Source organism: Cryobacterium ruanii, from assembly GCF_004404055.1.
In the GTDB taxonomy this organism is placed as follows: domain Bacteria; phylum Actinomycetota; class Actinomycetes; order Actinomycetales; family Microbacteriaceae; genus Cryobacterium; species Cryobacterium ruanii.
Map to the genome: position 1 here is coordinate 306,581 of NZ_SOHK01000017.1, position 24,732 is coordinate 331,312.

The following is a 24,732-nucleotide window of genomic DNA, read 5'->3' on the forward strand; positions in this document are numbered from 1 at the left end:
CATGAAGACCCTGATCAAGAACGGCACCGTGGTCAACGCCACGGGCCGAGGGCTCGCCGATGTACTCATCGACGACGAAAAGATCGTCGCGGTGCTCGCCCCCGGCGGGGGCCTGCTCGGCTTCGATGTGGAGGGCAACGTCGACCGTGTCATCGATGCCGGCGGCAAGTACGTCATTCCCGGCGGCATCGACGCCCACACCCACATGGAGATGCCGTTCGGCGGCACCCAGGCCAGCGACACCTTTGAAACCGGCACCCGCGCGGCCGCCTGGGGTGGCACCACGAGCATCGTCGATTTCGTCGTGCAGTACGCCGGCGAAAGCGTTCTCGAACGCTACGCGGCCTGGCAGCAAAAGGCCGCCGGTCAGTGCGCCATCGACTACGGCTTTCACCAGATCCTCTCCGACGTGCAGGACACGTCGCTGACCGCGATGGACGAGCTCGTCGACGAGGGCGTCACGAGCTTCAAGCTGTTCATGGCCTACAAGGGCGTGTTCCTGAGTGACGACGGCCAGATCGTCAAGGCCATGCAGCGCGCAGCAACGAATGGCAGCATGATCATGATGCACGCCGAGAACGGTAGCGTCATCGACCTGCTCGTGCAGCAGGCGGTCGCCGCGGGCAACACGGGCCCGCTCTATCACGGTCTCACCCGGCCCTGGCAGGCCGAAGAAGAGGCCACTCACCGGGCGATCATGCTCGCCAACCTCACGGGCGCTCCCCTGTACATAGTGCACGTGTCGGCGAAGCAGGCCGTTGACCAGATTTCCCAGGCCCGCGACAAAGGCCAGAATGTATTCGGTGAGACCTGCCCGCAATACCTCTACCTCTCGCTCGAGGACAACTTGGGCGCCAAGAGTGACGAGTGGGGCAGCTTCGAGGGCGCCAAGTGGGTCTGCTCTACGCCACTGCGCGCCAAGGCCGAAGGCCACCAGCACCATATGTGGCAGAGTCTGCGCACGAACGACATCCAGATGGTCTCCACCGACCACTGCCCGTTCTGCATGAAGGGCCAGAAAGACCTGGGCCTGACCGACTTCTCCAAGATTCCCAACGGCATCGGCTCGGTCGAGCACCGCATGGACCTGCTATACCAGGGCGTCGTCGACAACAAGATCTCGCTCGAACGCTGGGTCGAGGTGTGCTCCACCACCCCGGCCCGCATGTTCGGCATGTACGGCCAGAAGGGTGTCATCGCCCCCGGCGCCGACGGCGACGTGGTGATCTACGACCCGAACGGGCACACGTCCATCGGTGTCGGCAAGTCGCACCACATGAACATGGACTACTCCGCTTGGGAGGGCTACGAGATCGACGGCCACGTCGACACCGTCATCTCCCGCGGCAAGGTCGTCATCGACGACAACGCCTATCTCGGTACCAAGGGTGACGGTCGCTTTATCAAGCGCGGCCTGAGCCAGTACCTGATCTGAGGGGGAGCCATGGATTTTGGAGCAGTACTGCAGACCAACCCGCCGTCGGCGCGCACTGTGCAACTGGCCAAACTGGCCGAGGCCCACGGATTCAGCCACGTCTGGACCTTCGACTCGCACCTGCTCTGGCAGGAGCCCTACGTGATCTACAGCCGCATTCTGGCCGAGACCAGCAAGATCCTCGTCGGCCCCATGGTCACCAACCCGGCTACCCGTGACTGGACCGTCACGGCGTCGACCTACGCAACCCTCAACGAGATGTACGGCAACCGCACCATCTGCGGCATCGGCCGGGGCGACTCGGCGGTGCGCACCACCAACGGCGCCCCGGCCACCCTGAAGACCCTGCGCGAGTCGATCCACGTCATTCGCGAGCTCGCCAACTCCCGCCCGGTCGAATACAACGGCGCCACCGTGCAGTTTCCGTGGAGCCGCGGTTCCAGCCTGGAGGTGTGGGTCGCCGCCTACGGACCCCTTGCGCTCAAACTCGCCGGTGAGGTGGGCGACGGCTTCATTTTGCAAATGGCCGACCTCGACGTCGCCGCATGGATGATCGAAAGCGTGCGCACCGCAGCCTCCAACGCCGGCCGCGACCCGCTGTCGATCAAGTTCTGCGTTGCCGCCCCCGCCTACATCGGCGAGGACTGGGAGCATATGCGCGACCAGTGCCGCTGGTTCGGCGGCATGGTCGGCAACCACGTAGCGGACATCGTCGCCAAGTACGGCGCTGAATCCGCCGTGCCGAAGGCCCTCACCGACTACATCAAGGACCGCGAGGGCTACGACTACAACCAGCACGGCAAGGCGGGGAACGAGCACGCCGCGTTCGTGCCCGACGACATCGTCGACCGGTTCTGCCTGCTCGGCACGGCCAAAAACCACGTGGAGAAGCTCGAGGCGCTCAAAGAGCTCGGCGTCGACCAGTTCGCAGGCTACCTGCAACACGACAACAAAGAAGAGACCATGCGGGTTTACGGCGAAACCGTGATCCCGGCCCTGACCGACGCCATCACGGCCAAGAAATAGCCATGCGGATGCCGGCCACCAGCGAGCAGACCGCCCCGCTCACCCGCGGCGCGCGCGGGGTAGCTGAACTGCGCCTGCCCAGTAGCCCCATGGGTGTGCACCGGCGCCTGCCCAGTAGCCCCATGGGTGTGCACCGGCGCCTGCCCAGTAGCCCCATGGGTGTGCACCGGCGCCTGCCCAGTAGCCCCATGGGTGTGCACCGGCGCCTGCGCGGAGGCCTCTCCGAAGATGAGGGACTCGACCTGACCATGGTCGAGGGCGGCCCCAACATCGTTCCCCCGGATGTGCTCGCGGCCGGCCACGTGGACTACGCCATTTCTTGTGTGCCCGAGGTGCACGGCTCGATCGAACAGGGTGCGAACATCAGCATCGAGTGGGAACGCTTCGTCGGCATGGAGCAGGCCGATGTCGCCCAGGACGACATTTCCCTGATCCAGCAGGCCTTCGACATGAACGCCTTCCTCTCCGGCGACATCGACGCGGCCCAGGTGATGACCTACAACGAATACGCCCAGGTTCTCGCGATCGTGAACGAAGACACTGTCGAGCTCTACCAGCCCGATGAGCTCAACGTCATCGACACAATTTTCATCGTTTCACCACCACCACCAACACAGAAAGCCAGCGATATACGTGACTGATACCAGCACCAAAAGCCTCAACGCGCACACGAGCGAACTCGACCGGGCGCACGTCTTCCATTCCTGGTCGGCGCAAGCGGCACTGAAACCGCTCGTCATCGCCGGCGGGTTGGGCTGCCGCATCTGGGATAACGACGGACGTACCTATCTCGACTTCTCGAGTCAGTTGGTGAACGTGAATATCGGCCACCAGCATCCGGCCGTCGTCAAGGCCATCATCGAGCAGGCCGCACTGCTGACGACCATCGCGCCGTCCACGGCCAACCTCGCCCGCGGCGAGGCGGCCCAGCGCATCACGGACCGAGCCCCGGCCGGTTTCAACAAGGTCTTCTTCACCAACGGGGGAGCGGATGCGAACGAGAACGCCATGCGCATGGCCCGCCTGCACACCGGCCGCGACAAGGTGCTCTCGCTCTACAAGTCCTACCACGGCAACACCGGCGCGGCGATCGTCGCGACCGGCGACTGGCGCCGCGTCCCCAACGAGTATTCGCGCGGCCACGTGCACTTCTTCGGCCCGTTCCTCTACCGCAGCGAATTCTGGGCGACGAGCGAGGCCGAGGAATGCGCCCGCGCGCTGCACCACCTGGAACGCGTCATCCAGGGCGAGGGAGTGGCGTCGGTCGCGGCCATTCTGCTCGAGTCGATTCCCGGTACCGCCGGCATCATGATGCCGCCGGCCGGCTACCTGCCCGGCGTGCGCGCCCTCTGCGACAGGTACGGCATCGTGCTCATCCTCGACGAGGTCATGTGCGGCTTCGGCCGCACCGGCAACTGGTTCGCGTTCCAGGCCTACGACGTCGTGCCCGACCTGATCACCTTCGCAAAGGGCGTCAACTCCGGGTATGTGCCTACCGGCGGTGTGATCATCTCCGACGCCATCGCCGCGACCTTCGACGACACGGTCTTTCCCGGCGGACTCACCTACAGCGGGCATCCGCTCGCCATGGCGTCGATTGTCGGCGCCCTCGACGCGATGGAGGCCGAGGGCATCGTCGAGAACGCAGCCCGCATCGGCCACGACGTGCTCGAACCGGGCCTGAAGGCGCTGCAGGCCAAACATCCGATCATCGGCGAAGTGCGCGGTGTCGGGGTGTTCTGGGCCCTCGAACTCGTCGCCGACCCTGATACCCGCGCGCCGGTGAGCGCCGCCGTCATGGCGCGCGTGAAGGCCGAGCTGCTCGGCCGGGGCCTGCTGCCGTTCCTCATGGAGAACCGCATCCACGTCGTACCGCCGTGTGTCGTCTCCGACGCTGAGGTCGCCGAGGCACTCGCCATCTACGACGAGGTGCTCAGCCTCGACCTGCTCTCCTAACCGATTCACTGAAAGGCATCACTCATGACCGACGTTCCCACCATCCAGCACTACGTCAACGGCACACCGGCTGCGGGCACCTCCACCCGCACCGCTCCCGTCTACAACCCGGCTACCGGCAAAGTTGCCAAGAACGTGCTGCTGGCCAGCACCGCCGACCTCGACGACGCCGTCGCCGTCGCCCAGGCCGCCTACCCGGCCTGGCGGGATATGAGCCAGGCCCGCCGCCAGACCATCATGTACAACTTCCGCGAGCTGCTGAACGCCCGCAAGGGCGACCTTGCCGAGATCCTCACCGCCGAACACGGCAAGGTCATCGCAGACGCACTCGGTGAGATCATTCGCGGACTCGAGGTCGTCGAATTCGCACTCGGCATGCCGCACCTGATCAAGGGCGAGTACTCCGAGAACGTCTCGACCGGCGTTGACGTGTACTCCATTCGTCAGCCCCTCGGGGTCGTGGGCATCATCAGCCCGTTCAACTTTCCGGCCATGGTGCCGCTGTGGTACTTTCCGATCGCGATCGCGGCCGGCAACACCGTCGTGCTCAAGCCGAGCGAGAAGGACCCAACCGCGTCGAACTGGCTCGCCGAGCTGTTCACCGAGGCTGGTCTTCCGGCCGGTGTGCTCAACGTCGTGCACGGCGACAAGGAAGCCGTCGACGCGCTTCTCGTGCACCCCGACGTGCAGGCGATCTCCTTCGTCGGCTCCACCCCGATCGCTCGCTATATCTACGAGACTGCCGCCAAGCATGGCAAACGCGTGCAGTCTCTCGGCGGCGCGAAGAACCACATGCTCGTGCTGCCAGACGCCGACCTCGAACTGACAGCGGATGCCGCTGTCAACGCCGGTTTCGGATCCGCCGGTGAGCGCTGCATGGCGATCAGCGTCATCGTCGCCGTCGAGCCCGTCGCCGACGAACTGATCGCGAAGATCGCCGAACGGGTCAAGGGCCTCACTGTCGGTGATGGCACCCGCAATTGCGACATGGGCCCGCTGATCACACAGGTGCACCGCGACAAGGTCGCCGGCTACATCGATATCGCCCAGGCTGACGGCGCCGACGTGGTCATCGACGGTCGCGGCGTCAAGGTCGACGGCGACCCCAACGGTTTCTGGCTCGGCCCGACCCTGTTTGACAAGGTCAGTGTCGATTCGGCCGTGTACCTCGACGAGATCTTCGGACCGGTGCTGTCGATCGTGCGTGTGGCCACCTATCAGGAGGGCCTCGACCTGATCAACGCGAGCCAGTACGGCAACGGAACGGCTATCTTCACCAACGACGGCGGGGCCGCTCGCCGGTTCCAGAACGAGGTGCAGGTCGGTATGGTCGGCATCAACGTTCCGATTCCGGTGCCGGTCGCGTACCACTCCTTCGGCGGCTGGAAGAACTCGCTGTTCGGCGACGCCAAGGCCTATGGCCCCGCCGGAGTGAACTTCTTCACGCGGGAGAAGGCGGTAACGAGCCGGTGGCTTGACCCGAGCCACGGCGGCATCAATCTGGGCTTTCCCCAGAACCAATAGCTCTTTTTACCGCGAGAGCGCAAAAAGTGCCCGTTCGGGGCCTCCAATCGGGCACTTTTTGCGCTCTCGCTGAGCTATTTCGTGTTTTGGGATTGTTGTACTCTCGACGCCTCGCATTGCAGGGCCTCCAATACGGTACGCACGGCTACGCGCTCGGCCCGGTCGGGACGCATTAGGGCCACGATCTGGCGCTGGGATTCGACGCCGCGCAGGGGTTTGAGCACGAGGCGGCCTGGCTGGCCGCCTCCGGAGGTATAGCGCGGCACGAGCGCGATGCCGAGCCCGGCGATCACGAACGATTCAATCAGGGCCAGGTCGGCGAACCGCTGCGACACCGACAGGCGGGCGCCGGCTTCCTGCTCGATCGCGTGCAGGATGCGCTCGAACGGGTAGCCGTCGGTGACACCAATCCAGGTCTCCCCGATCAGGTCGCGCGGACCGACCCAGGCGCGATCGGCGAGCGGATGCCCGACCGGCAGTCCCACATCGAGCGGCTCGGTCATGAGCGGCACGACTTTCAGGCCTCGGCCAGCCCAGGACAGCTGCCCGCTCATTGAGTGCGCCAGCACGATGTCGTACTCGGCGGTGAACGCGGGAAAGTCACTCAGTTCGGGGTCTTCATCGGCGCAGTTGAGCACGAGGTCGGGGCCGAGGTTCTTGATGACGCCGGGGAGGAGCATCTGGCCGGCGGTGGGAAAGGTGACGAGGCTCACCTCTCCGCTGGCATGGTTTCGAAATTCGTCCCAGAGCGCGGTGGCCTTCGCGAGTGACACCGCGACATCCGCTGCGCTGCGGGCGAGGGCGCGACCAGCGTCGGTGAGCACGAGGCCGCGCCCCTGCCGCTGGGTGAGTGGCAGGCCGGCTTCTCGTTCGAGCACCTTGAGTTGTTGGGAGACCGCCGACGGGGTGCGGTGGGTGGCGAGCGCGACCGCCGTGACGCTGCCGCGGTCGGCGAGTTCACGGAGCAGTTCGAGCCGTTGTACGTCCATGTAGTTAGTCTAAATTATTGATACAGAATAAAGCGATTGTGCTGAACGGTCAGGGGTGATCAAATGAGGGTGTCATACACGAGCAATGTCGCCTCCGTGCCGGGCCACTCCACCTCCTTCGAAAGGCACCTCGTGTTCGTCCTCATCGCTATTCTGCTCCTCGCCGTTGTCTCCATCGCCGCTCTCGTCGTCGAGGTGCACCGCGATGGTTACCGCCAGATCGAGCGTCGCAACCTGGTGCGCATCTTTTAGCACGGGGTGCCAGCGGGGCATGCCCTAAACTGGCGAGCGTGACCGATACACGGCAGAAACTCATCGACTTCATCTCGGCCGAAGCCGTTTTTCACGGAGACTTCGTTCTCACGAGCGGCAAGAAGGCCACGTACTACGTAGACCTGCGCCGGGTCAGCCTCGACCACCGGGTCGCCCCGCTGATCGGGCAGGTCATGCTCGATCTCATCAAGGCCGTGCCCGATGTCGTCGCCGTCGGCGGAATGACGATGGGAGCCGACCCGATCGCCGCGGCCGTCATGCACCAGGGCGCAGCCCGCGGCGCAAGCTACGACGCGTTCGTCGTGCGCAAAGAACCCAAAGACCACGGCCGCGGCCGCCAGGTCGAGGGCCCTGATCTCGCTGGCAAGCGCGTGATCGTGCTCGAGGACACCTCGACCACCGGCGGGTCCCCCCTGGCCGCCATCGAAGCCCTGCTCAAGGTGGGCGCCGAGATCGCGGGCGTCGCCGTCGTCGTCGACCGCAACACCGGTGCGCGCGAAGTGATCGAGGCCGCCGGCTACCTTTACTTTGCCGCGATCTCCCTTGAGGACCTGGGGCTGAACTAGTGGCAGTAGACGACGACGAGCGCGGAATCGACTGGCTCGCGTCGCAGCTCGACACGAGCGCCGATGACACGAGCGCCGATGACACGAGCGCCGATGATACGAGCTCCGGTGACACCGCCGACGACGGCCTGGCTCCCGCGGTCAAGACTCCACGAGCTGAAAAGGCGGATGCCGGCGCGCCCACGAGCCGGTTCGGTCGTCGCGCCCGCGTCGCTGAACGGATCGAGGAACCCGTTCTCGTTACGCCGGCAGCACCCCCGGTTGCTGCGGTTCCGGCCGGTCCGGCGCCCTGGTGGACGACCCCCCTGCCGCAACCGGTCGAGACCGATGCTGCTGCGGCAGAGTTCAGCGATCCCCTTGTAGCTGCCGCTGGAGTCGGGCACGAATCTGCCGTGCCGGCCCCTGCTGAGCTGGTCCCAAACCGGTCGGTGCCTATCGAGTCGGCTCCCGTCACGTCAATTCCGGTTGAGCCGACCGTGTTCCTGCCAGTTTCTGAAGCATCAGCCGACGTCGAAACAGCGGTCATCCGCTTGACCGAGACAGAAGCCGAAGCGGAAAGTGACCAGCCGACAGAACTGCTGCCCGCTCAGCCCGCCGGCGGTGAGGGTGTGCCCGCAGGGGCAGCGGGTACAGCTGCTGCGGAAGCCGCACCAAGCCCCGAGCCGCCGAGCCGCCACAGGTCCCGGCGCGGCGCTCCCATAGCGACCCAGGCTGCCCTGATCTGGACGGCCGTCGGGCTGCTCGCCGCCATCGTGCTCGTCGGCCTGTTCTATCTCGGCCAGCGGTTCGTCGCGAGCCCAGTGGCGGCGCCGCAGCCGACGGTATCCGCTACGCCGACGCCCACGCCGACGCCGACACCCACGCCGGAGATCACCGCGATGCAGCCGGCCGGTGTGCACGAGTGGAACACCCTGTTCGGTGGCGAATGTTTTGAACCGTATGGCTCGCCGTGGGAGGAAGACTTCACGGTCGTCGATTGCGCCGCGGCACATCCGGCCCAGCTCGTGTATCGCGGCAATTTCGGCGGCGATGCGGCCACTGCTTTTCCAGGGGAGGCCGCACTGGCCGCCCAGATCAACGTGCTGTGCACGGCTCCCGGCATCCTGGACCTGAATGCGGCCGGCGCCTACCCCAATCTGCAGATGCAGGGCAGCTACCCGATCAGTGAAGAACAGTGGACCGACGAGCCTCGCTATTACTTCTGTTTCGCGAGTCGAGCCTCAGCCGAGCCGCTCACGGCGAGCATCATGGGAGCTGGCCCAACCGCCTGACCCCGCCCGAGCGACACCGACGTAACCCACCCACTCGCGCACGAAGGAAGATCCACCATGACCGACGCATCCACTCTGCCCGCGACCATGCGCGCTAGCGTTCTGCTGAAACAAGAGTCACTGACGATCGAGGACCGGGTCGTGCCAGCGCCCGGCGCCGACGAGGTGCTCGTCAAGGTCGCCGCGGTCGGTGTCTGCGGCTCCGACGTGCACTACTACCGCGAGGGGAGAATCGGTGACTTCATCGTCGACGCCCCCCTGGTTCTCGGCCACGAGCTCAGCGGCACCATCGCTGCGGTCGGGGTCGACGTCGACCCCGCCCGCATTGGGGAACGCGTAGCCGTGGAACCCCAGCGTCCGTGCCGCCTCTGCCGCGAGTGCCGCGCCGGTCGGTACAACCTGTGCTGGAAGATGGAGTTCTACGCGACTCCGCCCATCGACGGCGCCTTCTGCGGCTACGTGACGATTCAGGCCGAATTTGCCCACGTGATTCCCGACTCGGTGTCGTTTGAGGCGGGCGCCCTGCTAGAGCCGCTCTCCGTCGCCATTGCGAGTATCCGCAAAGCCCAGATCGTTCCGGGCTCCTCGATTCTGATTGCCGGGGCCGGCCCGATCGGCATCATCACGGCCCAGACCGCGCGGGCCTTCGGGGCAAGCGAAATCATCGTCTCCGACCTCGTGCCGGCCAAGCGGGAACGGGCCTTGAAATTCGGCGCCACCCGGGTCATCGATCCCGTGGCCGACGACCCCGCCTCGCTCAACCTCGACGTGAACGCGTTTATCGACGCGAGCGGGTCTGCGCGGGCAGTCGACAGCGGCATCCGCTCGGTGCGACCGGCCGGTACGGTCGTTCTGGTTGGACTGGGAAACTCCGAGATGGTTCTGCCGGTGTCGCACATTCAGAACCTGGAGATCACGGTCACCGGCATCTTCCGCTACGTCGACACCTGGCCGACCGCCATCCATCTCGTTGCTTCGGGGCAGGTGGACCTGGACGCCCTGGTTACCGGAAAATTCGACTTGGCGCACGTCGCGGAAGCGCTTGACAGCGACCGCGACGAGAACAGCCTCAAGTCCATCGTCTACCCGAACTAACTCTTCGAACGCTACGGTCTAGATCTCGTCGCTCTCGATCGGCTCGGTGACGAGCAGTTCGTGCACCCCGGCCACGATCTCGTCTGGCCGGAACGGGTAGCGGTTGATCTCGGCTTCGTCGCTGATGCCGGTCATCACGAGAATGGTGTGCAGCCCGGCCTCGATGCCCGCGACGATGTCGGTGTCCATGCGGTCACCGATCATGCCGGTGTTCTCCGAGTGCGCACCGATCTTGTTCATCGCGGAACGGAACATCATGGGGTTGGGCTTGCCGACGACATAGGGTTCCATACCGGTGGCCTTGGAGATCAGCGCCGAAATCGCGCCGGTCGCCGGCATCGGGCCGTCCTTGCTCGGTCCGGTCGCATCCGGATTCGTCGCGATGAACCGCGCACCGCCCAGAATCAGCCGAATCGCCTTGGTGATCGCCTCGAACGAGTAATTGCGCGTCTCGCCGACGACCACATAGTCGGGGTCGGTTTCGGTCATGATGAACCCGGCCTCGTGCAGGGCGGTCGTGATTCCGACCTCGCCGATCACGAACGCCGTACCGCCGGAAACCTGCGATCTCAGAAAATCCGCCGTTGCGAGAGCCGAGGTCCAGATGCGGTCCTCCGGCACGTTGAGCCCGCTCGAGCGCAACCGGGCGCTCAGGTCCCGGGGCGTGAAAATGGAGTTATTAGTGAGCACCAAAAATGGCGTTCCCGCATCGGTCCACTGCTGCAGCAATTCGGCGGCCCCCGGGAGGGCCTGGTTCTCATGCACGAGCACACCGTCCATATCGGTGAGCCAGCATTCGATTTCGTCGCGTCGTGCCATCAGGCGCTCCTTCTCGTCGGGTCCAGCCTAGCTGCGCGAGTCAAATCAGGCGGTCACCCAGATCGACCTGGCCGCGGCCGGCGTGACCAGCCGGCTCTGGCCATCCGCTAAAACGATGGTGAACGGGGCCGCGAGCGTGAACTGGGTGCCTGGCCCGATCAGGTCGGCGGCGAGCTCGCGCAACACAGCCGGGTCCCGGTCGCTGATGCGCAGCACGGTTCCCGAATGCGAGACTTCGGCGTCGGCCAGCAGCAGTGCCGCTGGCCGCTGTACGGTACCGTCGGCGGCCGGAATGGGATCGCCGTGCGGATCGTGCGCCGGAAACCCGAGGCGGGCGTTGATGGCCTCGAGCAGACGATCCGAGATGGAGTGCTCGAGAATCTCAGCCTCGTCGTGCACCTCGTCCCAGTCGTAGCCCATCTCGCCGACCAGCCAGGTCTCGATCAGGCGATGCCGCCGCACGACGGCGGTCGCGCGCAGCCGGCCGGCATCCGTCAACGCCAGCGGACCGTAGGGAACGTGGGTGATGAGCCCGCTCGCAGCGAGCTTCTTGACCATTTCGGTTACGGAAGATGGCGCCACCCCCAGTCGCACCGCGAGCGCCGAGGGGGTGATCAGGTCGGTCTGCCACTCGGTATGGGCGTAGATGGTCTTGAGGTAGTCCTCGGCGGCGCCGGTCGTGTACGTCATATCTGTTTCAGGATATCCGTTCAGGCGCCGGTGAAGACGAGCACGAGCAGCACGACGTTCAGTGCAACGAGGGCCAGTGCGCAGACAGCCCCGGCGGCGGTCGTGAACCACCGGTTGGTGAAGCTGCCCAGCAGGCCGCGCTGAGCAGTAAGCCAGACCAACGGGATCAGCGCGAACGGAATGCCGAACGACAACACCACCTGGCTGAGCACGAGTGCCTGGGTCGGGTCGAACCCCACGCCGAGAATGAGCAGCGCCGGAATCAGGGTGACCAGTCGGCGCAGCAAAAGCGGAATACGCACGTGCAACAGGCCGTGCATGATCTCCGCCCCGGCATAGGCGCCGACCGAGGTCGAGGCGAGCCCCGATGCGAGCAAGCCGACGGCGAACAGTATCGCGACGACCGGTCCGAGCGTGTCCTTGAGCGCTGCATAGGCTCCCTCGAGCGTGTCGGTGCCGTCGACCCCTTGCAGAGCGGATGCCGCGAGCAGCAGAATTGCGAGGTTCACCGTTCCGGCAATGGCCATGGCGATGGTGACGTCCCACTTCGTGGCCCAGAGCAGGCGGCGAGTGGCGACGACGCCCTGCCACTCTGGAAACCGGTCGCGGGCGAGCGAGGAGTGCGCGTAGATGGCGTGCGGCATGATCGTGGCGCCGAGGATGGACGCGGCGAGAAGTACCGAGTTGGAGCCCTCGAACCGCGGCACCAGGCCGGAGAGCACACCGCCAGCGTCGGGCGGAGAAGCGAAGACCCCCGCCGTGAAACCGACGACGATGATGAGCATGAGCATGATGATAACGCGCTCGAAAATGCGCGGTCCCCGCCGAGAGTGCACCATCAGCACGATCATCGAAATGGTGCCGGTGATGACCCCGCCCCAGATCAGCGGCAGGTTGAACAGCAGATTGAGGGCGACGGCACCGCCGATGATCTCGGCGAGGTCGGTGGCCATGGCCACCAGCTCCGCCTGCACCCAGTACAGCCGCCGGGCCATCGGCCGTTTCATGCGCACCCCGAGAATCTCGGGCAGGCTCGCCCCGGTGACGATTCCGAGCTTGGCCGAGAGGTATTGGATCAGCCAGGCCATGACGTTGCCGGCCACGACCACCCAGACCAGCAGGTAACCGTAGCGGGCTCCGGCAGTCATATTGCTCGCGACATTGCCGGGATCGAGGTAGGCGACCCCTGCTACGAGGGCCGGACCCAGAAGCCAGAGCAAGCGGCTGGAGGCGACCGTGGTGGGAGCGTTGGCGAGCACGCGATCGGGAGCGGGAGCATCCGTTTTAGTCATGCCGAAACCCTAGCCAAACTTTCGGCAAACCGAAACCTCGCTGTCGACAATTCTGGTCGTCCAATAAATGAATGTGACGATTGCGATTAGTTGGCCGCTGACGAGAACGACGCGATCAGACCAGCCGCGTAGGGTGCCAGGGCTAGAAGCGCCCAGACGGGGTGCGCGCGTCGCGTGGCGCTCTTCGGATCCCAGCTGAAAAGGGCGACTGCCAGGACGAAGGCGACGGCTCCTCCCGTAACGAGGATCGCGAGTGACCACCATGGCTGCGTTGTCGCCTGCCCCATCGCCAGTCCTGCGAAGGCATCCATCGCGTGGGTCGTCGGAAGGAGCAGCGCGACCTGAGCAAGTGTCGGGGGAAGAATGCTGGCGGGGAGCATGAGGCCGCCGAGGATCATTGACGGCAGAAAGATAAGTTGCGATAGCAGGACCGTTAATCGGGAGTTCGCCGCCACAACGCCGATCAGCGCTCCGGCCCCAGCGAGTGCGAAGGCCGACGTCAGGAAGACGAGCAGGAATCCCGCCCAGTTGACGGGTGCTTCGCCGCCAAAGATCAGGGGCGCCGTGACAGCGATGACTACCGTCACCAGGAATGCATGGAGCATGCTGGTGATTACGGGGATCAACAGCAGAGACGGGGCGGGCACACCGTTGATCTTGAATGAGCGAAACACTCCGGCGTTTCTCGCGCTGACGAGCGTGTCTGGCATTCCGAGTAGAGCCCCGCTCATTATCGCGAACAGCGACATCGCTGGCACGATGGTGGTCAGAAAGCCCGGATTGATCTCCCCCAGGAGGGCCCCGAACATTAAGTAGCCGCCCAGGGGAAACAGGTAATTCATCAGCATAAGCGTCTTATTGCGGATGCCAACTCGAAACTCAAAGCCGAGGTGCATGATGGAGGCCTTCATGGATTCGTGTGCTCCGTCGTGATTTCGAGAAACCGGTCTTCAAGGCTCGGCCGCTCGACGCGCAGATCGATCAGCACGTCTTTCCGGTCCGTGATGAACGAGATGAGTGCTGAAACGGTCCGCCCGACGTCGGTGCTGAAGTAGATCACGTACGCGTCGCGACTCTGTGTTTGTTGCACGGCGGGGAAGACGGCGTCCGGAAGGCTCAGGCAGTCGCCCTCGGTGAGAACCGAGATGCGTGTGAGGCTTCCACCCGTGGCCGTCAGTTCCATCGGGGTGCCGATCGCGGCGATCCGCCCCCGGAGCAGGATCGCGACCCTGCTGGCCAGGTCGGACGCCTCGGCCATGTCGTGCGTGGCAAGAAGGATCGTTGTACCGTCGCTCTGGAGTTCCCGGATGAGCTCGTGACGCATGACCCGAGACGCCACATCTAGGCCGGAGGTCGGCTCATCGAGGATGACCACCGCGGGACGGTGCGCCACGGCGAGCGCGAGAGACAGTCGGCGCTGCTGACCGCCGGACAACTCGTGGTACTGGGCATGGTGCTTCTCCGTGAGGCCGACTCGTTCGATCAAATCGAAGCGCGGTGCGATCTTGTGGTACGTGCAGAAGAAGCGCATTGCCTCGTCCACGCGATACTGTCCGGCAGGGCCGAAGCCTGGAGTTGCACCCCGATGAGTCGACTGAGCCGCCGCCCGACCCGGCCGGGGTCGACGTTGTCGACTCGCAAGGTACCGCCGTCGGAGCGCCTCAACCCCTCAAGACATTCGAGCGTCGTGGTCTTGCCGGCACCATTAGGTCCGAGCAGGCCGAAGACCTCTCCACGGCTCACCTCGAAGCTGATCCCGTCGACCGCGATGAAGCCGCCATAGGACTTGCGAAAGTCCTTGATCAGGATCATGGTCTCGCTCACAGCTTCACCTTAGTAAGGACTGCCGACGAGCAGTATCGGGGAAGGGCGCGGCCGGTCTCGCAGCGGGTGAGACCGTCTCGGCCGCGGGATACGGTTAAGCAGTGAACGAAAGAATAGTCAACCTGCCAGTGCCCGCGTCGGCTGAGAATCCCACGCCCGAGCGATCCACCTACGGCGTCGGTCCGTGGCCGGGAGAGTGGCCCGGGGAGGACCGCTACGACGCCGAGCTACTCGAACACGGCGACACCCGTAACGTGATCGACCGCTACCGATACTGGACCATGGCGGCGATCGTGGCTGACCTGGATGAGCACCGGCATCCGTTCCACGTGGCTATTGAGAACTGGCAGCACGACATGAACATCGGCTCGATCGTGCGCAGCGCCAACGCGTTCGGCGCCGACACCGTGCACATCATCGGCCGCAAGCGCTGGAACAAGCGCGGCGCCATGGTCACTGACCGGTATCAGCATGTGCTGCACCACGCGGATGTCGCCGCTTTCGTCGAGTGGTGCGCGAGCGGGTCGCTGCCGATTATCGCGATCGACAACGTGCCGGGCAGCGTCATCATCGAGACGTTCAGCTTTCCCGAACGCTGCGTGCTCCTGTTCGGCCAGGAAGGCCCCGGACTATCGGAGGAGGCCATCGCCGCCGCCGATTCCGTCGTCGAAATCAGTCAGTTCGGGTCGACCCGATCGATCAACGCCTCGGCCGCCGCCGCCGTCACGATGCACTCCTGGGTGGTTCAGCACCGGTTCTGACCTTTTCTGCATTCGGTGACGGTTTGGGGCTAGCGTGGCGGTATGACTGCGATCACTGACGATCTCCCCGCACGGCTCCTTCACGAAGAAAACGCAGGATGGCAGGCCATCCTGGGTGGCCAGGGTGGCGCGTACTACCAACGCGAGATGACCGACGACGCCCTGATGATCGTGCCGGGCGCCGTCATCACCCGCGACCAGGTCACCGCCTACTTCGACCAGGCCGCTCCGTGGGAGAGCTACGGAATTCACGAGCCAGCCATCATCCGCCTCGGCGAGCGTGCCGGCGTCGTCGTGTACAAGGCGATCGCCCGCCGCGGCGATATCGTGGCCGAGCTCAACATGTCGACGACCTACCTGTTCGTCAACGGCGGCTGGCGGGTCGCGGCCCGGCAACAAAGCCCGGCCTAGCCGTTATGGCCGGCCGGGCCCGTCGCCGCGGTGGGGGCCTGCGGCCTTGGTAGGATTCAGTGTGACTGGCGACAATTTGATTTCAGAGCCCGAGACCCTTCTTCCCGCGGAACCGGAGGTGCTCGAGGCCCTGCGCCGAACCGCGAGAAGCGAGATCGCCGGCGTTGTTCAGGTGCACCCGACCTCCCCGCTGGCCTGGGCTGAACTGGCCGACGCCACCTACGCTGAGGGTCGCATCCTCGAGTCGTACGCTTACGCCCGGGTCGGCTACCATCGCGGACTCGACGCCCTGCGCAAGGCCGGCTGGCGCGGCCACGGCCCCATTCCGTGGCGCCACGAACCCAACCGCGGAGTGCTGCGCGCCCTGTTCGCGCTGCGCCGCGGCGCCGAAGAGATCGGCGAGGCCGACGAAGTCTCCCGCCTCACGGCTTTTCTGACGGATGCCGATACGAGCGCCATCTCCATCATCGCCACCCTGCACACCGGCAGCCCAGGGTCCGACCCGGCGCCGCCCACCGAAGCTTTTGTAATTCGAGGAGAAGACTAAATGCCCGCGATCGTACTCATCGGAGCCCAGTGGGGCGACGAGGGCAAGGGTAAGGCCACCGACCTGCTCGGCAGCCGGGTCGACTATGTCGTCAAGTTCAACGGCGGCAACAACGCCGGCCACACCGTCGTCGTCGGCGACGAGAAGTATGCGCTGCACCTGCTGCCGTCCGGCATCCTGAGCCCCGGAGTCACCCCGGTCATCGCCAACGGCGTCGTCGTCGACGTCGAGGTGCTGTTCGAAGAGCTTGACGCCCTCTCCGAGCGCGGCGTCGACGTCTCCCGGCTCAAGGTCAGCCTCAACGCCCACGTCATCACCGCATATCACCGCACCCTCGACAAGGTCACCGAACGTTTTCTCGGCAAGCGCCAGATCGGCACCACCGGCCGCGGCATCGGCCCGGCCTACGCCGACAAGATCAACCGCGTCGGTATTCGTGTGCAGGACCTGTTCGACGAGAACATCCTGCGGCAGAAGGTCGAGGGAGCCCTTGACCAGAAGAACCACATGCTGGTCAAGGTCTACAACCGCCGCGCCATCGAGGTCGAGGAGATCGTCACCGAACTGCTCAGCTACGCCGAACGCCTGCGCCCCATGGTCACCGACACCGCCCTGCTGCTACACCAGGCGCTGAATGACGGCAAGACAGTGCTGTTCGAGGGCGGCCAGGCCACCATGCTCGACGTCGACCACGGCACCTATCCCTTCGTCACGTCGTCGAACGCTACGTCGGGGGGCGCGGTGACCGGTTCCGGCATCGCTCCGAACCGCATCGACCGGGTCATCGGCGTGGTCAAGGCCTACACGACACGGGTCGGCAGCGGCCCGTTCCCCACCGAGCTGTCCGACGAGTCGGGCGAGTACCTGCGCGTCAACGGCTTCGAGTTCGGTACCACCACCGGCCGCCCGCGCCGCTGCGGCTGGTACGACGCCCCCATCGCCCGCTACACCGCGCGCATAAACGGCGTCACCGACTTCGTGCTGACCAAGCTCGATGTGCTCACCGGCCTGGCTGAGATACCGGTCTGCGTCGCCTATTCGGTCGACGGTGTGCGCGTTGACGAAGTTCCGGTCTCGCAGAGCGACTTTCACCACGCTACTCCGATTTACGAGAACTTCCCCGGCTGGACCGAGGACATCACCGGCGTGCGCACCTTCGAGGAGCTTCCGCAGGCAGCGCAGAACTATGTGCTCGCCCTCGAGTCGATGAGCGGGTCGCGCGTGTCGGCGATCGGCGTCGGCCCCGACCGCGAAGCCATTGTGGTGCGCCACGACCTGATCGACTGAATTTCTTTGCGGGTTGCCGCGAAGCGCGCACGATTCCTCACTTTGACCTGCCAAACTAAGCGGGTGAACGCCGTGAGACCCCATTCCCTGACCTTGACCGGTCGTTTTGTGCAGCTGCAACCGCTCGGAAGTGCGGTGCTGCCCGAACTGGCGCGCGCCATCGCGCACCCCGAGGTGTTCGCGGCCGGCTACGGCGGCGGCCTCGCGGCCCTGCGCCGGGATGTCGACGGCTTCATCAAGTGGGCAGACGACTACTTTCAGTGGGAAGGCCTGCCCTATGTGGTGCGCCTGCTCGGCGGTCCGAACGACGGCGATGTCGTCGGCACGACAACCCTCGGCGACATCGACGTCGTCAACGAGTCGATTCACCTCGGCTGGACCGCCTACGACCCGCGCGTCTGGGGCACCGTCGTCAACGCTGAAACCAAATTGCTCGTGCTCGGCACGTCCTTCGAGAACGGCTTCGGCCGGGTCAAAATTCAGGCGGATGCCATCAACTTGCGTTCCCGCGCTGCCATCCTCGGCATCGGCGCCACGTTCGAGGGCATCCTGCGCCGCGATCGCCCCCGCGCCGACGGAACCTGGCGCGACAGCGCCATCTACTCCATCCTCGCCGACGAATGGCCGGCCGTGCGCGCCGGGCTCGAAGCGCGACTCGACGCTTTCAAGGGCCGGTTTGTCTCGTACCGCAGCCTGCGCCCGACCGGTCCGAGCGGCACTATCACGGGCGGCGGACCGCAGGGCGGCATTCGCGGCGGCAGCCCGGCCGGAACCGATACGCAGAGCAACGCGGGGGCCGACGCCTCGTAGTCGCGGCATCGGCTGCCATTGTTCGGCGCTTTTCGGCCGTTGAGTTCGTGCCGACCGGCGGCGGGGTGCCTGCGCTATAGGCTCGGATCGTGCCTCTGACCCCTGCCGCCAGCAAGACCCTCGTCGTACTGCAATTTCTTGGGATGGGGCTGATCTGGGGCGCGAGTTTTCTGTTCATGAAGATCGCGCTTGACGGCGTCAGCTTCGGCCAGATCGCCTGGTCGCGGCTCGTGCTCGGTGGGCTGACCCTCGGGCTGATCGTGCTCGTGACCCGTCCACGCATCGGGAACGGGCCAGTGCTGCCGCGGGAGCGCGTGGTTTGGCTGCACTTCCTGGTGATCGCGGTCAGCGGATGCGTGATTCCGCACCTGCTCTTCGCCTGGGCCGAACAATACGTTTCCTCAAGCCTCGCAAGCATCTACAACGCCGTCACCCCGATCATGACAGCGTTGATGGCCACGCTCGCCTTTCGGGTGGAGAAACTCGTGCGCGCGCAGGTCGCCGGCATCGTGCTCGGCATCGTCGGCGTCATCGTGATCATCGGTCCATGGCAGTATTCCTCGCTCACCGGCGACCTCTGGGGTCAGATCGCCTGCCTTGGCGCGGCCGTCTGCTACGGCTTCACCTTTGGCTACACCCGCCGCTTCCTGAGTGGGCGGGCGATATACGCATCGACGTTCGCCTTTCTAAACATCGGCATAGCCGGTTTCATCATGCTGCTGCTAACGCCGGTTCTGGCTTGGAGCGCGGTAACGCTGACCGTTCCGATCGTGCTGTGCCTGCTCACGCTCGGCGCGCTCGGCACCGGCCTGGCCTACATCTGGAATATCAACGTGCTGCGCGCCTGGGGGCCGACCAATGCGTCCACGGTGACCTACGTGACGCCCGTGGTCGGCGTGGTGCTCGGGGTGCTCGTGCTCGCCGAAACGTTCTCCTGGCACGAGCCGGCCGGGGCGTTCCTCGTGCTCGTGGGCATACTGCTCACGCAGAAACGGATGCGACTCGGGTCGTTCGGTGCCCGCAGTCGGGAGGCTGCGGCATCCGTTTGACCGCGTGGGCATGCATTATCGTAAAAGTATGGCCGTACACGAGGAACTACCCGCCGATGCCGACGCGGCTGCGATCCTGCAGCTGCACAGCATTCGCGAGAGTATCGACAATATCGACGCCGCGCTCATCCACCTGCTGGCCGAGCGGTTTAAGTTCACCCAGTCGGTGGGTCGGCTCAAAGCCGCGCACGGGCTGCCGGCCGCCGATCCGGCGCGCGAACTCATGCAGATCGACCGTCTGCGCGGCCTCGCTGGAGAGGCGCACCTCGACCCGGCTTTCGCCGAGAAGTTTCTCAATTTCATCATCGCCGAGGTGATCCATCACCACGTGAAGATCGCGGGCGGCGAGCCGATGGACGCGACGCGGTCAGCGGGAGCTGCCGGCGTTGCCCCGAACGCTGCGCCCCGAGCGGCCTCCTAGCCGGGTGAGCTGGAACCCGCGCTCGCTGCCCGACCAGGCCGGCAAAACCTTCGTCGTCACCGGTGCCAACGCCGGCCTCGGTTACTTCACGAGCGAACAGTTCGCCAGTGCCGGCGCCCACGTCGTGCTCGCCTGTCGCAACCTCGCCAAAGCGGATGCCGCGGCGGCGGCCATCCGCGCCCGCGTGCCGGGGGCATCCGTTTCGATGTTGCAACTCGATGTGGCGGACCTGCAGTCCGTGCGCGATGCGAGTGAGACCTTGCGCGCTCTGCCGCGCCTTGACGGGCTGATTCTCAACGCTGGAATCGTGCATCCGTCCACGGATCGCCAAGTGAGTCTCGACGGCAACGAGCTGATCTTCGCCACAAATTTTCTTGGGCACTTCGCGCTCACCGCTGGCACCCTCGTGGCGCTCCGCCGCACGCCCGGCAGCCGAGTGGTATCCCTTGGGTCGCTGATTTCGCGGCTGATGGACTCCTCCCTCGACGATCTTCAGTTGGCCACCACCTACAACGGGTGGAAAGCCTACGCGCAGTCCAAGATCGCGATGCAGGTGTTCGGATTCGAGCTCGACCGGCGCTTACGGGCCAATGGTGCCGGCACGGTTCAGTCGCTGGTCGCGCATCCAGGATATTCCATTTCGGGGTTGACCCCCGGCATCCGATCGGTCAACGAGGTGTCGCGTTGCAAACGGGTTATGGACGGCCTGCAGCTGCTCGTCGGAGCGCAGAGCAAAGAGTTTGGAGCCTGGTCGACCGTGCGAGCCGCGATCGACCCGGATGCCCACGGCGGCGACTACTTCGGCCCGCGTCTGCTCACCCGCGGTGCACCGACGCGCCAGCCGGCAACCCGCACGTCCCGCGACCGAGCCGTGGCTTCCCGCCTGTGGGAGCGAGCCGAAACCCTGATCGGGGAGCCCTTCCTCTAGGTTTTCTCATGACCGCGAAAGTGCAAAAAGTGCCCGATTGGACCTCTCAATCGGGCACTTTTTGCGCTCTCGCTAGACGGGGATCGGGTTGCCAACCTGCGGCTCGCAGGGCCGTTTGTACTTTGCGGATGACTAGGGCGGGGCGCGTGCGCAGGTGGGACTTGTTGATGCGAATCACCCGCCACGTGTCCTCCATGAGGTTGTCCAGGCGGTCGATGTCCCAGTGATACTGCTCCTCGTCAGTGCGGTGCTGCCCACCGTCGTACTCGAGCAGAACGCGATAACGCCGGTAGACCAGATCGCCGGTGGCGAGTTTCACGCCCATGCGGTTCAGAATCACGCCATTGACTTCGGGCTCGGGCAGGCCGGCCCGCACGAGGAGCAGCCGCAGGTCGGTCTCGCGCGGTGAATCGACGCCCGGTCGAATCCAGATGAGCGCCTCACGCAGCAGCTTGACGCCCCGGTGCCCCGAATACCGTCGAACGGCGGCGAGCAGGTCACCCATCACGGCGAACGGATGCCGGCGGCGCACAAGTGCGTCGCCAATCCGGATGAGGTCGTCGAGCCCGAGCACGGTGGACAGCTGGCACCAAGTGTCCACCGCGCTCGTGACGCGTAGGCCCTGCACTTCAACCACGGCGATCGTCTTGGGTGCGACATGGTGGCCGCGGATGCCGCATACCCGGTCGCGCAGGGCGGGTGCCTCGGTCGATACATCAAGAGTTTGGGTTCGTTCGACGGCAAAAGGCAAAGGAAGCCCGTGCACGCGCGCAGCCGTCAGATGACTAAAGAAGTCTGATTTGGACATGCGGTGTGCGTATGCGTGGATGAGCAGGTCTATCGAGTGGCCATCTCCACGCGGGGTGCGGGTTGCCGGATAGGGGCGCGCCAAGTCGGACGCGCGCATCCGCTTCTTTGACAGACCGGCGCCACTACCCTCGGCCGTGCTGAATGGACGTCCCTCAATGTGCGGCGGCAGCCTGCGAGACCGATTCATGCCCATAGTGTGACCGAACGTCTCGGTGTCCATCAAGTTATCCACACCCGAGGGCTCATCAAGGTTCACGAGAGCGCAAAAAGTGCCCGATTGGACGTCTCAATCGGGCACTTTTTGCGCTCTCGCGGGGAGGAGGCAGGGTTAGGCGAAGGCTGCGGGGAGGGTGGACGCGTGACGGTTGCGCATCTCTGCGAGTGAAGCAGCGAAGACGTCCTGCACCTCTAGGGCGTGCAGGGTGGCGTCGGTCACGCCGATGCGCAGCACCGGAATGTAGCGACCGGCACACAAACCAAGAAACTTCACGTCGTCTTCGCGCGGCACGCTCACGATGACGCGACCGGCTGATTCCGAGAACAGGGCAGTGGATGCGTCCACCCCGTCCCGATCCAGGATGTCGCCCAGCCAGACCCGCGCGCCCACCCCGAAGCGCAGCACGGCTTCGGCGAGGGCCTGGGCGAGCCCGCCCTCGCTGAGGTCGTGGGCGCTGTCGATGAGGGCTTCCTTCGACGCGGCGTGCAGCAGGCCGGCGAGGGCCTTCTCCCCTGCCAGATCGACCATCGGAGGACGGCCGCCGAGGTGGTTGTGCACGACACCGGCCCAGGCTGAGCCGTCGAGTTCGAGGCGGGTCGTGCCGAGCAGGTAGATGTTGTGCCCGTCGTCCTGCCATCCGCTTGGGATGCGACGTGCGACGTCGTCGATCACGCCGAGCACGGCCACGACCGGGGTGGGGTGGATCGGCTGGTCGCCGGTCTGGTTGTAGAACGAGACGTTGCCGCCGGTGACCGGGATCTCCAGCTCGAGGCATCCGTCGGCGAGAGCCGTTACGGCCTCACGGAACTGCCACATGACCTCGGGGTTCTCGGGGGAGCCGAAATTGAGGCAGTCGCTGACACCGGCCGGGATCGCGCCGGTCGCGGCGACATTGCGATAGGCCTCGGCGAGGGCGAGCTGCGCGCCGCGGTACGGGTCGAGCTGGCAGTAGCGGCCGTTCGCGTCGGTGGCGATACTAAAGCCGAGTCCGCTTTCTTCATCGACGCGGATCATTCCACCGTCGTCGGGAAAAGCCAGCGCCGTGTTGCCCTGTACATAGTGGTCGTACTGGTCGGTGATCCAGCTCGGGTCGGCGAGGTTGGGCGAGCCGAGCAGATCGAGGAACTGCTCTCGCAGGGTCTCGCCGTCGAGCGCACGCGGCAGCACGGAGGCAGTGTCGGCCTGCAGGGCGTCGATCCAGGTCGGGTAGGCGAGCGGGCGCTCGTAGACCGGGCCGTCGACGGCGACGGTGCGTGGCAGTACGTTGACGATTTCTTCGCCGTGCCAGTTGATGATCAACCGGCCGGTATCGGTGACCTCGCCGAGCACGCTGGTCTCGACGTCCCACTTCTTGGTGACGGCGAGAAAGCCCTCGAGCTTTTCGGGCGTGACGATCGCCATCATGCGCTCCTGGCTCTCGCTCATGAGAATCTCTTCGGCGGTGAGCGTGGGGTCGCGCAGCAGCACCTTCTCGAGTTCGATGAACATGCCACCGTCGCCGTTGGAGGCGAGTTCGCTAGTCGCGCACGAGATGCCCGCCGCTCCGAGGTCCTGGATTCCCTCGACGAGTTTGCCCGCAAACAGTTCGAGGCAGCACTCGATGAGCACCTTCTCGGCGAACGGGTCGCCGACCTGCACCGCGGGGCGCTTGGTGGGCCCGCCGGCGCTGAACGTGTCCGAGGCGAGAATGGATGCCCCGCCGATGCCGTCGCCGCCGGTGCGGGCTCCAAACAACACGACCTGGTTGCCGACACCGCGGGCGTTGGCAAGGTGCAGGTCTTCGTGGCGCAGCACGCCAACCGAGAGAGCGTTGACGAGCGGGTTGCCTTGGTAGACCCGGTCGAACACGGTTTCGCCGCCAATGTTGGGCAGGCCGAGGCAGTTGCCGTAGAAGCTGATGCCCGAGACCACGCCGTGCACGACGCGGGCGGTATCGGGGTCGTTGATATCGCCGAAGCGGAGGGCATCCATCACGGCGACCGGGCGGGCGCCCATCGAGATGATGTCGCGCACGATTCCGCCGACGCCGGTCGCGGCGCCCTGGAACGGTTCGATGTAAGAGGGGTGGTTGTGCGATTCGATCTTGAACGTGACCGCCCAGCCCTCACCGACGTCGAGCACGCCGGCGTTTTCGCCCATGCCGACCATGAGGTTTTTCTTCATGGCGGGGGTGACCTTGTCGCCGAACTGGCGCAGGTACATCTTCGAGCTCTTATAGGAGCAGTGCTCGCTCCACATGACCGAGTACATGGCGAGCTCGCCGCTCGTCGGGCGGCGGCCCAGAATGTCGCGGATCTTCGCGTACTCGTCGGCCTTGAGCCCGAGCGCGCCGTAGGGCTGCTCCTTCTCGGGCGTCGCAATGGCGTTGGAAACGGTGTCGGCGACGCCGTGGGAAGAAGTTTTGGAAACAGCGGTCACGTGTGGAATTCTCCCCGAGATAGCGGATGCTTGACCCAATAAGTCTACCGGTCGCCCCGACCCCGCCCGCAGGCAGTGAATAGGCGCGTGTATTGTGTCGTGAGTGTCGTGAGTGTCGCCGGCGCACTGGCTGACGCTGCTGAGTTCAGCGCCCTGCGGCTAGTGCTTCGCGAAGACCCGACCGGTCCTGCTTCGTTCGGTGTACGTGTTCTGGAGCTAGACACCGAGGGCGGCCGGAGCATTCGGTTCGGGCCGCGTCGACGAGCACCAGGCTCTGATGAGTTTCCTCGCCGCCGAGCTGATGGCCCGCAGC

Annotated in this window: 26 protein-coding genes; 17 read left to right on the forward strand and 9 right to left on the reverse strand. The window is 65.3% G+C overall.

The window, feature by feature from the left end; all coding sequences use genetic code 11:
• The first annotated feature begins 1 nt into the window (after position 1).
• From hydA to E3T47_RS13015, 5 genes are read left to right on the forward strand one after another with little or no spacing between them, the layout of a single operon-like run.
• On the forward strand, positions 2–1,435 hold the full coding sequence (gene hydA / locus E3T47_RS12995; protein WP_134556454.1) for a dihydropyrimidinase: 1,434 nt from the start codon (positions 2–4) through the stop codon (positions 1,433–1,435).
• Positions 1,436–1,444: 9 nt separating this feature from the next.
• Positions 1,445–2,461 carry a TIGR03842 family LLM class F420-dependent oxidoreductase gene (locus tag E3T47_RS13000; RefSeq protein WP_134556455.1) on the forward strand — a complete coding sequence of 339 codons (1,017 nt, stop codon included), beginning with the start codon at positions 1,445–1,447 and terminating at the stop codon, positions 2,459–2,461.
• 8 nt (positions 2,462–2,469) lie between these two features.
• Positions 2,470–3,102 carry a substrate-binding domain-containing protein gene (locus E3T47_RS13005; RefSeq protein ID WP_134556456.1) on the forward strand — a complete coding sequence of 211 codons (633 nt, stop codon included), beginning with the start codon at positions 2,470–2,472 and terminating at the stop codon, positions 3,100–3,102.
• Positions 3,089–4,417, forward strand: coding sequence for an aspartate aminotransferase family protein (locus tag E3T47_RS13010; protein ID WP_422386499.1), 1,329 nt, complete (start codon positions 3,089–3,091; stop codon positions 4,415–4,417). Before E3T47_RS13005 ends, E3T47_RS13010 begins: the two co-directional genes overlap by 14 nt.
• Before the next feature lie 24 nt (positions 4,418–4,441).
• The gene (locus tag E3T47_RS13015; RefSeq protein WP_134556458.1) at positions 4,442–5,941 is read left to right on the forward strand and encodes a CoA-acylating methylmalonate-semialdehyde dehydrogenase; all 1,500 of its coding nucleotides are present in this window, start codon (positions 4,442–4,444) and stop codon (positions 5,939–5,941) included.
• Between the two features lie 74 nt (positions 5,942–6,015).
• Here E3T47_RS13015 and E3T47_RS13020 read toward each other — a convergent pair whose 3' ends face one another.
• On the reverse strand, positions 6,016–6,930 hold the full coding sequence (locus E3T47_RS13020; RefSeq protein ID WP_134556459.1) for a LysR family transcriptional regulator: 915 nt from the start codon (positions 6,928–6,930) through the stop codon (positions 6,016–6,018).
• A 63-nt stretch (positions 6,931–6,993) separates the two neighbouring features.
• On the opposite strand from E3T47_RS13020, the gene E3T47_RS13025 reads away from it, so the two are divergent.
• Genes E3T47_RS13025 through E3T47_RS13040 form a run of 4 tightly spaced genes read left to right on the forward strand, consistent with a single transcriptional unit; the run spans position 6,994 to position 10,135 of the window.
• A complete protein-coding gene (locus tag E3T47_RS13025) occupies positions 6,994–7,182 on the forward strand; it encodes a hypothetical protein (RefSeq protein ID WP_134556460.1) in 189 nt (62 codons plus the stop codon).
• Positions 7,183–7,220: 38 nt separating this feature from the next.
• Positions 7,221–7,769: an orotate phosphoribosyltransferase gene (gene pyrE / locus E3T47_RS13030; RefSeq protein ID WP_134556461.1), complete on the forward strand. Its 549-nt coding sequence runs from the start codon at positions 7,221–7,223 to the stop codon at positions 7,767–7,769.
• Positions 7,769–9,040, forward strand: coding sequence for a hypothetical protein (locus E3T47_RS13035; protein ID WP_134556462.1), 1,272 nt, complete (start codon positions 7,769–7,771; stop codon positions 9,038–9,040). The genes pyrE and E3T47_RS13035 overlap by 1 nt, the downstream gene beginning before the upstream one ends.
• A gap of 57 nt (positions 9,041–9,097) precedes the next feature.
• Positions 9,098–10,135: an NAD(P)-dependent alcohol dehydrogenase gene (locus E3T47_RS13040; protein ID WP_134556463.1), complete on the forward strand. Its 1,038-nt coding sequence runs from the start codon at positions 9,098–9,100 to the stop codon at positions 10,133–10,135.
• Between the two features lie 18 nt (positions 10,136–10,153).
• On the opposite strand, the gene E3T47_RS13045 is transcribed toward E3T47_RS13040, so the two are convergent.
• The 6 genes from E3T47_RS13045 to E3T47_RS16155 all read right to left on the reverse strand — a co-directional run bounded on the left by E3T47_RS13045 (position 10,154) and on the right by E3T47_RS16155 (position 14,760).
• A complete protein-coding gene (locus tag E3T47_RS13045; RefSeq protein WP_134556464.1) occupies positions 10,154–10,954 on the reverse strand; it encodes an HAD-IIA family hydrolase in 801 nt (266 codons plus the stop codon).
• Positions 10,955–10,999: 45 nt separating this feature from the next.
• The gene (locus E3T47_RS13050) at positions 11,000–11,644 is read right to left on the reverse strand and encodes a metal-dependent transcriptional regulator (protein ID WP_134556465.1); all 645 of its coding nucleotides are present in this window, start codon (positions 11,642–11,644) and stop codon (positions 11,000–11,002) included.
• Between the two features lie 20 nt (positions 11,645–11,664).
• Positions 11,665–12,936, reverse strand: coding sequence for an Nramp family divalent metal transporter (locus tag E3T47_RS13055; RefSeq protein ID WP_134556466.1), 1,272 nt, complete (start codon positions 12,934–12,936; stop codon positions 11,665–11,667).
• An 86-nt stretch (positions 12,937–13,022) separates the two neighbouring features.
• Positions 13,023–13,847, reverse strand: a complete 825-nt coding sequence (locus E3T47_RS13060) for an ABC transporter permease (protein ID WP_134556467.1) — start codon at positions 13,845–13,847, stop codon at positions 13,023–13,025.
• The gene (locus tag E3T47_RS13065; RefSeq protein ID WP_206751338.1) at positions 13,844–14,467 is read right to left on the reverse strand and encodes an ATP-binding cassette domain-containing protein; all 624 of its coding nucleotides are present in this window, start codon (positions 14,465–14,467) and stop codon (positions 13,844–13,846) included. Before E3T47_RS13065 ends, E3T47_RS13060 begins: the two co-directional genes overlap by 4 nt.
• Positions 14,419–14,760 (reverse strand): ATP-binding cassette domain-containing protein, encoded by a 342-nt coding sequence (locus E3T47_RS16155; protein WP_198416637.1) that lies wholly within the window; start codon positions 14,758–14,760, stop codon positions 14,419–14,421. The genes E3T47_RS13065 and E3T47_RS16155 overlap by 49 nt, the downstream gene beginning before the upstream one ends.
• 128 nt (positions 14,761–14,888) lie before the next feature.
• Here E3T47_RS16155 and E3T47_RS13070 point away from each other — a divergent pair, with 128 nt between their 5' ends.
• From E3T47_RS13070 to E3T47_RS13105, 8 genes are all read left to right on the forward strand, one after another.
• Positions 14,889–15,521, forward strand: coding sequence for an RNA methyltransferase (locus tag E3T47_RS13070; RefSeq protein ID WP_134556546.1), 633 nt, complete (start codon positions 14,889–14,891; stop codon positions 15,519–15,521).
• Between the two features lie 42 nt (positions 15,522–15,563).
• Positions 15,564–15,932: a nuclear transport factor 2 family protein gene (locus E3T47_RS13075; RefSeq protein ID WP_134556468.1), complete on the forward strand. Its 369-nt coding sequence runs from the start codon at positions 15,564–15,566 to the stop codon at positions 15,930–15,932.
• Between the two features lie 61 nt (positions 15,933–15,993).
• Entirely contained in the window at positions 15,994–16,479 is a 486-nt protein-coding gene (locus E3T47_RS13080) for a DUF3151 domain-containing protein (protein WP_134556469.1), read from the forward strand.
• Positions 16,480–17,766: an adenylosuccinate synthase gene (locus E3T47_RS13085; protein ID WP_134556470.1), complete on the forward strand. Its 1,287-nt coding sequence runs from the start codon at positions 16,480–16,482 to the stop codon at positions 17,764–17,766. It begins immediately after the preceding gene.
• Positions 17,767–17,829: 63 nt separating this feature from the next.
• Positions 17,830–18,576 carry a GNAT family N-acetyltransferase gene (locus E3T47_RS13090; RefSeq protein WP_134556471.1) on the forward strand — a complete coding sequence of 249 codons (747 nt, stop codon included), beginning with the start codon at positions 17,830–17,832 and terminating at the stop codon, positions 18,574–18,576.
• Between the two features lie 89 nt (positions 18,577–18,665).
• A complete protein-coding gene (locus tag E3T47_RS13095; RefSeq protein WP_277871831.1) occupies positions 18,666–19,625 on the forward strand; it encodes a DMT family transporter in 960 nt (319 codons plus the stop codon).
• Between the two features lie 28 nt (positions 19,626–19,653).
• The gene (locus E3T47_RS13100) at positions 19,654–20,046 is read left to right on the forward strand and encodes a chorismate mutase (protein ID WP_134556472.1); all 393 of its coding nucleotides are present in this window, start codon (positions 19,654–19,656) and stop codon (positions 20,044–20,046) included.
• 4 nt (positions 20,047–20,050) lie between these two features.
• Positions 20,051–20,974: an SDR family NAD(P)-dependent oxidoreductase gene (locus E3T47_RS13105; RefSeq protein WP_134556473.1), complete on the forward strand. Its 924-nt coding sequence runs from the start codon at positions 20,051–20,053 to the stop codon at positions 20,972–20,974.
• Positions 20,975–21,020: 46 nt separating this feature from the next.
• Here E3T47_RS13105 and E3T47_RS13110 read toward each other — a convergent pair whose 3' ends face one another.
• Complete coding sequence (locus tag E3T47_RS13110; RefSeq protein ID WP_134556474.1) at positions 21,021–21,782, reverse strand: DUF559 domain-containing protein; 762 nt, start codon at positions 21,780–21,782, stop codon at positions 21,021–21,023.
• Between the two features lie 330 nt (positions 21,783–22,112).
• The gene (purL, locus tag E3T47_RS13115) at positions 22,113–24,419 is read right to left on the reverse strand and encodes a phosphoribosylformylglycinamidine synthase subunit PurL (protein ID WP_134556475.1); all 2,307 of its coding nucleotides are present in this window, start codon (positions 24,417–24,419) and stop codon (positions 22,113–22,115) included.
• Positions 24,420–24,732 lie beyond the last annotated feature (313 nt).